Origin of the sequence: Vibrio sp. Vb0598 (genome assembly GCF_033338935.1) — a bacterium.
GTDB classification, from domain to species: domain Bacteria; phylum Pseudomonadota; class Gammaproteobacteria; order Enterobacterales; family Vibrionaceae; genus Vibrio; species Vibrio alginolyticus.
Genome location: NZ_JAWOTP010000339.1, coordinates 1 through 1002, shown reverse-complemented (window position 1 = coordinate 1002; position 1002 = coordinate 1). Strand labels below are relative to the sequence as shown.

The window sequence follows — 1002 nt, the reverse complement described above, 5'->3', positions numbered from 1 at the left end:
TACTGCAAATCAACGATGCGTATATCCAAATTAAGGTGGATTACCTATCGACCGAGCCAACGCTTAAATTGATTCGTGAACGCATTATCGAAAACATGCCAGCGCAATAGTGGCTTCGTTTTCGATTGAATTAAAAAAACCGCTCATATCGAGCGGTTTTTTTGTTACCAAAGGTATCAGTCGTTTCAGTTCGAAAACTTGATACTAAAGCACCATTGCAGCGATCCAACCGAAGATGATCAGTGGGATATTGTAGTGGATGAAGGTTGGAACAACCGTTTCCCAAATGTGTTCGTGCTGGCCGTCAGCATTTAGGCCAGAAGTTGGGCCCAATGTTGAGTCGGATGCAGGAGAGCCAGCATCACCTAGCGCTGCAGCTGTACCTACTAATGCGATCGTTGCCATTGGTGAGAAACCAAACGCCAAAGAAAGCGGAACGTAGATGGTTGCAAGAATTGGAATCGTCGAGAATGAAGAACCAATACCCATGGTTACCAATAGACCAACAACCAGCATAAGTAGCGCTGCAAGCGGTTTGTTGTCACCAATACTTGTAGACAGTGACTGAACTAGGGTTTCTACGCCACCCGTTTGTTTCATTACCGCTGCAAAACCCGCGGCTGCGATCATGATAAAGCCGATCATCGCCATCATGTGAACGCCTTTGGTGAATACGTCGTGGGTTTCCTTCCACGCGATAACGCCACCAAACGTGAACACCATAAAACCAGCGAGAGCACCGATGATCATTGAGCCGGTGTAAAGCTGAACACCAAGCGCGGCAATAATACCAAGTGCAGCCACTAGGATGTGCTGTTTGTTAATGCTGTGGTCGGTTTCGTGAACCACCGTCAGTTCTGTTTCTTTGTACTCACGAGGTTTTCGGTAGCTAACAAAAATGGCCAGTAGCAAACCAAAAATCATACCCGCGCCAGGAAGCAACATGGCGGTTGGTACTTGGCTTGCGACAACGTTCTCTAAACCGTTGTCATGCAGGTTTTT

The 1002-nt window shown here is 46.9% G+C and carries 1 protein-coding gene and 1 pseudogene; one reads left to right on the top strand and one right to left on the bottom strand.

Going from position 1 to position 1002, the window contains the following annotated elements; genetic code table 11:
* Positions 1-110: pseudogene (locus R7Q38_RS25140) on the top strand (DsbA family protein); the annotation flags it as partial.
* A gap of 94 nt (positions 111-204) precedes the next feature.
* On the opposite strand, the gene R7Q38_RS25135 reads toward R7Q38_RS25140, so the two are convergent.
* Positions 205-1002, bottom strand: a 798-nt coding sequence (locus R7Q38_RS25135; RefSeq protein WP_318114775.1) for a Na+/H+ antiporter NhaC family protein, incomplete at its 5' end; no start/stop codon positions are given.